The organism is Falsiroseomonas oryziterrae (assembly GCF_021864505.1).
Taxonomy (GTDB): Bacteria; Pseudomonadota; Alphaproteobacteria; order Acetobacterales; family Acetobacteraceae; genus Falsiroseomonas; species Falsiroseomonas oryziterrae.
Genome location: NZ_JAKJIB010000297.1, coordinates 1 through 5,319, shown reverse-complemented (window position 1 = coordinate 5,319; position 5,319 = coordinate 1). Strand labels below are relative to the sequence as shown.

The 5,319-nt window shown below is 69.4% G+C and carries 6 protein-coding genes; 2 read left to right on the top strand and 4 right to left on the bottom strand.

Going from position 1 to position 5,319, the window contains the following annotated elements; translation table 11 throughout:
- Positions 1-789 (top strand): Tim44 domain-containing protein (locus tag L2I40_RS18540; RefSeq protein ID WP_237216668.1); only part of this gene is annotated, 789 nt, incomplete at its 5' end.
- Positions 790-907: 118 nt separating this feature from the next.
- Here the strand turns inward: L2I40_RS18540 and L2I40_RS18535 are convergent.
- Positions 908-1,534 (bottom strand): hypothetical protein, encoded by a 627-nt coding sequence (locus L2I40_RS18535; protein ID WP_237216667.1) that lies wholly within the window; start codon positions 1,532-1,534, stop codon positions 908-910.
- A 193-nt stretch (positions 1,535-1,727) separates the two neighbouring features.
- Here L2I40_RS18535 and L2I40_RS18530 point away from each other — a divergent pair, with 193 nt between their 5' ends.
- Positions 1,728-2,666 (top strand): hypothetical protein, encoded by a 939-nt coding sequence (locus tag L2I40_RS18530; RefSeq protein WP_237216666.1) that lies wholly within the window; start codon positions 1,728-1,730, stop codon positions 2,664-2,666.
- A 103-nt stretch (positions 2,667-2,769) separates the two neighbouring features.
- On the opposite strand, the gene L2I40_RS18525 is transcribed toward L2I40_RS18530, so the two are convergent.
- The 3 genes from L2I40_RS18525 to L2I40_RS18515 form a co-directional block, all read right to left on the bottom strand.
- Positions 2,770-3,327, bottom strand: coding sequence for a hypothetical protein (locus L2I40_RS18525; RefSeq protein WP_237216665.1), 558 nt, complete (start codon positions 3,325-3,327; stop codon positions 2,770-2,772).
- A 379-nt stretch (positions 3,328-3,706) separates the two neighbouring features.
- On the bottom strand, positions 3,707-4,822 hold the full coding sequence (locus L2I40_RS18520) for a 2-aminoethylphosphonate--pyruvate transaminase (RefSeq protein WP_237216664.1): 1,116 nt from the start codon (positions 4,820-4,822) through the stop codon (positions 3,707-3,709).
- 68 nt (positions 4,823-4,890) lie between these two features.
- A partial coding sequence (locus tag L2I40_RS18515) for a DUF1194 domain-containing protein (RefSeq protein WP_237216663.1) occupies positions 4,891-5,319 on the bottom strand: 429 nt, incomplete at its 5' end.

Below are 5,319 nucleotides of genomic sequence, written 5' to 3'. Positions count from 1 at the left end.
CCGGGCGCCGCCGCGCCGGCCGCGGCGCGGCCGGCGACCGCCGCGCCGGGCGGCTTCTTCAGCCGCAACCCGATGATGGCCGGGCTGATGGGCGGCCTGTTCGCCGCCGGCCTGTTCGGACTGCTGAGCGGCCATGGCCTGTTCGGCGGCCTCGCTGGCTTCATGGGCTTCCTCGGCCTGCTGCTGCAGATCGCGCTGATCGCCGGCCTCGTCTTCGTGGCGATGCGGCTCATCCGCGGTCGTCGTCCGGCCATGGCCGGCGGCCCGCAGGAGGGCCCGCAGGCCTATGCGCGCGAGGCCCAGGGGCGTGACGAGAGGCGCGCTCCCGGCGGCATCCCGGGCTTCGGACCGCGGCAGATGGCGGCCGGCGGCGTGACGACGCGGCCGCTGGAGATCGCTGGCGCCGACTACCAGGCCTTCGAGCGCCTGCTGGTCGAGATGAACGAAGCGTGGTCGCGCCAGGACCTCGCGACCCTGCAGCGCATCGCGACGCCGGAGATGGCGCGCTACTTCGCGCAGGACCTGTCGGACCTGAAGGCGCGCGGCTGGACGAACGTGTCGAAGGACGTGCGGCTCGAAGCCGGTGACCTGTCGGAGGCCTGGACGGAGAACGGCCAGGACTATGCGACGGTCGCGATGCGCTTCTCGCTGATCGACGTGACGACCGACGCGGCGGGCCGCGTGGTGGAGGGCCACCCGACCGAGCGCGAGACGGCGACCGAGCTCTGGACCTTCACGCGCCGCCCGGGCACCGACTGGGTGCTCTCGGCGATCCAGCAGACCGGCTGAGGCTGGGGGGAGGGGCGGCGACGCCCCTTGCCCTGAAACGGAACGACCTCCGCGCCGCAGGGCCGGAGGTCGTTCGCGTTTCGGGAGCGGGACGGGCGGTGCGTCCCCGCGCCACGTCTCACTTGAGGTCGCTGTACTTGTCCAGGAACTTCATCAGCGCCTCGAGGTCGTCCTCCTGCAGCCAGCTCTCGAGCGGATTGTTGTAGAATTTCCCCTCGACGAGGTCATTCGCGACCATCGGCCGCATGCCGCAGTTGATGAGCTCCTGTCGGACCTGCACGAAGTTCGCCGAATAGGGGGCGCTGGCCAACGATTCGCCCGCGAGCTTGCCGAGCACCGGCGCGACAGCGAACTTCTTGTTGGCGGCGGCCTGTTGCTTGGCGGCCTCGTCTCGCTTTGCCTGCTTGGCCGCCTTGGCCTCGACCTTGATCGTCCCGACCGTCGCCCCGATGAGGAAGGGCACGCCGAGCAGCATGATGTTGAGCTCGGGGCCGTTCATCGCGCGATAGAGGACCGTCTTGCCCACGGCTTCCGTGTGGCTGCTGCCTTTGTTGCGCATGGCATCGTACACCACGCTCGGGTTGCTCACGGCGGGCTTCGTCGCCGCGACGTCGTTCCGGAACCCGTACATGGCTACGAGGGTCTGCTCCATGCTGCGGCCCAAGGCGGTCTGCTTGAGAACCTTGTGCATGCCGCCGGAGATCTTGCCGCCGAGCTTGTCGAGGACCTTTTGCGCCTTGTTCATCCCAGTCGTCCGTTCCTGTCGCCTCGCCGCCCGGGGTCCGGGCGCCGCGGCGCGACCCTCGGTCGTTACGGTGCCGGGGTCATCCCCGAACTCACGGACATTCCTGGAAACTAGCGGAGTTTCCGTCCGGGCTTACGTAGTGGCATGGTTTCGGCCGCCGCGAGGGCACTGCCGAAGGGGATGATGGCTGGACGTGTCGGATTTCGCGACGAAGCTGCGGCTGACTTCGGCGGTGCTGGGGTGCAACGGGCACAAGGACCTCTGCGCCCGGTTCCGGGCCGTGAATCCCGACACGCATTTCGACCTCGAGCGCGCCCAGAAATGGTTCCAAGGGCGCTCCCTGCCGCGCTCCGCCGGCGTCTATGACGACTGGGCCAAGGTGCTCGGCAGCACCCGCTCCGGCGTCTGGCTCGCCGCATCCTCGGTCGAGGCGTTCGTGGCGGAGCTTTGCGCGCTTTTCTCGGTCACGCCGCGGCAGTTGCAGGACCGCCTCGCCCTGCAGGGGCGACCGGGCACGACTGCGCCGCCCGATCCGCCGGCGCTCGGCAGCCGGTACCTCGCGGGCGAATACGCCTGCTATTCGCTGGCCTGGTCACCCTACTTCCTGGGTCAGGTGATCCGCGGCGCGCTCACGCTCGACGCCCAGCGCGGCAAGTCCGGCATCTTCGCCGCGACCTATCGCGAGACGCTGCTGGGCCGCGCCATCGAGTTCCGCGGAGAGGCCACGGCGGTGGGCCGCACCCTGCATCTGAGCCTGCGCCATGCCGAGGAAGGGTCCTCGCCGCTGTTCATGAGCCTGTTGCTGCCCGGCCCGCCCGCCAGCGCGCTCTGCGGCGTGATGTCGGGCGCGACCCTGATCGGGCCGGATGCGCAGCCCTCGGCGACGCGGATCCTTGTCGTGCGCGTGCCGGAGCGGGCGGACGCGTCGAACCGCTACCTGGCGCCGGAGCCCGGCGCGGTCGCCGACGACCTGGAGGCGCTCGGCCTGGACCTAGCCAGCCCGGCGGAGTTGGATGCGCTCGCCCTCGGCTTCCTGGACTCCGGCGGCGCGGGCGGCCCGCTCCAGGTCGACGCAGCGGTCCAGGCGCGCTTCGCGGCGATCCTGGACCGCGCCTATCTCGGCGCGGCGTAGGGCATCAGCTGTTCCAGACTTGCGTTTCGCGGAGTACGGCCTTCCGACTGCTGATCCCCGCCGATCGGGCAGTGTTGCGCGGCGCGGCTGGCGGCCCAATCGATTATGAGTACTTCTCCAGGAACGCAAGCAGCGCATCGAAATCCTCGTCGCTGAGCACGTCATCGACGGATTCGGATTCGAACTCGCCCTTCACGAGCGCCGTTGCCATGTTGGGACTCATGCCCAGGTCGACCAACTCCTGCCGAACCTTCACGAATTCCGAGGAGTAAGGTGCACTCGGCAGCGCGTCGGCTTGCAGCTTCTGCGGCGGGGTCTGAGGCTTGATCCTCATCTTCGCTTCGTTGGTTATTGCTTTATCGCGCTGTGCCGCCGGGCGTGCCGCATTCGCCTTCGCCTCTTTCTTCTTCGCTTTCTCTTTCACTTCGGCCCTGATCGCCCCAGCTGCGGAGCTGATGAGGAAGGGCACGCCGAGCAGGATAATGTTCAGTTCGGGACCATTTACTATGCGTCCATGAATAAGCGTTCCGACGCGCTGTGCCTTCGATTTCCTTTCCCCGACCCCGACGTCATAGAATTCCGTCTTTGGGTGCAGCCAGCCGCTCCGCTGTTTCATGCCTCCGACCTTACCGCCGTACAGCATCGCGAGCCGCAGCTCCATTGATCGGCCCAAGCCGGTCGACTTCAAGACCTTGTGGAGGAAGCCGGGTATATTCCGTGATTTTGTTCCGGACATGGGCTCTCCATTCCTTGCACTGAAAGCGCGGTGCCACGCACGATCACGCGCAAGATTGGCGACCGCTCTTCCTGATCGTGTCTCGCAAGGAGCTTAGGCGTACCCATTTCGGATATGCAACCACGAGAGTGTCCGCGGCGCGGCGCCTCTGTCGCCGCAGAGGCCTCTCGGTCGTCGGAACCGCCGGGCGCAAACGGCTTCGCCGCTCGCGGTTGTCGCGCGAGGATCAGGCCGCGGTCCCGCGGGCAGGACTTACGTCGCGGCCCCCTCGGAAGATCTCAGGCCGCGCCCTTGCGGGAAGATCTCAGGCCGCCGCGCGGCGGCCGACGCCCATCTCCTCCAGCACCGTCTTCATCTGCGCCAGCGCGAAGGCCACGTCGCGCTCGTCGATGGCCCCGATGCAGGCAAGCCGCATGGTCGGCGTCTTCGTCGTGAAGTGCAGGCTGACGATCACGCCGCGCGCCTTCATCAGCTTCAGGAAACGCGCGAAGTCCCAGGCCGGGTCCTCGGGCTGGTGCACCACCACCACGATCGGGCCCTGGTCGCGCCGCTCCACATAGGGGCGGAAGCCGAGCGCCTGCAGCCCGTCATACCAGGCGTCGCGGTTGCGCTCGTAGCGAGCGAGACGGGCGGGCTGGCCGCCCTCGGCATCGTAGAGGTCCATCGCGACCCGGAAGGCGCGCAGCGCCTGCACCGCGGGCGTGAAGCGGAAGCTGCCCCAGCCGTCGCGCAGCGCGTGGCGATAGACGTCCGCGAGGTCCATCACCCAGGACCCGGCATTGCCGGCGCATTCCTCCAGCCGCTTGATCGGCGCGACGGCGAAGCCGAAGCCCGGCAGCCCCTCGATGCACTTGTTCGAGGTGAAGACGACGACGTCGCATTCCGGATGCTCCGACATGCGGAAGGGCAGCGCGCCGAAGCCCGAGACGGCGTCGCAGATCAGCCGCCGCCCGGCCGCGCGGATCACCGGGCCGAGGATGTTGGGATCGTTGACGATGCCCGTGCCGGTCTCGCTGACCACGATCGCGACCGACTTCACGTCGGGATTGGCGGCGAGCGCCTCGGCCAGCTTCTCGGGCGGCATCGGCAAATTGTCGGGGCCGTGCAGCGGCACGACGACGCGGCCGGCCTCGGTCGCGAGCCGCGCGAGGCGGTCGGCATAGCCGCCATTCTGCACCACCAGCACCTTCTCGCCGGCGGGGACGAAGGTGCGGATCGCGGCTTCCACCACCATGTGGCCGCAGCCCGGCAGGGGAAGCGAGACGTGCTCGCCCTCGACGCCGCCGGCCAGCGCCACGATGCGCGGGCGCATGGACGCGTATTCGGCGCGGAAGTCGTCGTCCCAGGGGGCGATGTCGTCGGACATGACGGCGCGGACCTCGGGGCGGGTCTGCACGGGGCCGGGCAGCAGGATGAGCATCGCAGGACTCGACGGACAATGGCGGCGGGCGGCGGGTTATGCGCCCGCCATGCGGCGCGCGAAACCCCTCACGCCACGAGGGCGGCCGACAATTCGCGGCGCAGCTTGCGCAGGATCGCCTCGGCGAAGTCTGGGTAGTCGGCGCAGGTGATGGCGAAGCTGCCGGGGCCGCCGATGACCTCGGCGGCGTAGTGGGCGAGCAGGTCGGGCTCCTCGTTCAGGATCGCGAGCCCGTTCACCGTGACGCCGGCCTGGACGGCGAGGTCGCGGATCGGTCCGGGCGGACGACCGGCATTGTGGCGGCCGTCGCCCGAGACATCGAGGACGAGGTGCCGCGCCTCGCCCGGGAAACGGCCGAGCAGGGCGAGGCCGGCCGCCATGCCCTCGCCGAGGGCCGTGGCGCCGGGGGCGGGCAGCCGCGGCGCGTTGTCCACCGCCTCGGCCAGCGCGGCAGCGCTGGCCGCGTCGTGCAAGCGCGTCCAGCCGACCGCGACGTC

What these genes read in the sequence shown, in the direction of transcription:
- L2I40_RS18535 (WP_237216667.1), bottom strand. Translation starts at nt 1,534, where the DNA reads ATGAACAAGGCGCAAAAGGTCCTCGACAAGCTCGGCGGCAAGATCTCC.
- L2I40_RS18525 (WP_237216665.1), bottom strand. Translation starts at nt 3,327, where the DNA reads ATGGAGCTGCGGCTCGCGATGCTGTACGGCGGTAAGGTCGGAGGCATG.
- L2I40_RS18520 (WP_237216664.1), bottom strand. Translation starts at nt 4,822, where the DNA reads ATGCTCATCCTGCTGCCCGGCCCCGTGCAGACCCGCCCCGAGGTCCGC.